The 330-nt window shown below is 58.2% G+C and carries 1 protein-coding gene; it reads right to left on the reverse strand.

The window, feature by feature from the left end; all coding sequences use genetic code 11:
• On the reverse strand, positions 1-330 hold a 330-nt coding region (locus HX773_RS25715), incomplete at both ends, for a hypothetical protein (RefSeq protein WP_176973838.1).

A 330-nucleotide genomic window follows, 5' to 3' on the forward strand; every position in this document is an offset into this window, starting at 1 on the left:
CATGTCGATAAAATCCCGACTGACCAGTTGTTCGATCAATGCAGGCGAACTCGCCGGGTTCTGTTCCTTGTACTTGAGCAATTCATCGTGCAGGGAATTCAGGCGCGTGAACCGGTCGAAATCCCCCGCGCCCAGGTTCTGCTGCTGGGCCTTGAGCCACTCCAACGCCGGTTCCCGCGCCTCGGCAATGGTCTGCATGCTGGTGAACTGCTGCTTGAGATCGAGCTTCAGGTCCGGCACATCGTTGGCCCGGAACAACTGCAGGCCGAGGTTCTTCGAACCGTCCCAACTGTCGATATCGACCCGCTCATGGAACACCGACTGCGCATT

Origin of the sequence: Pantoea sp. B9002 (assembly GCF_013385945.1) — a bacterium.
GTDB lineage: Bacteria > Pseudomonadota > Gammaproteobacteria > Enterobacterales > Enterobacteriaceae > Pantoea.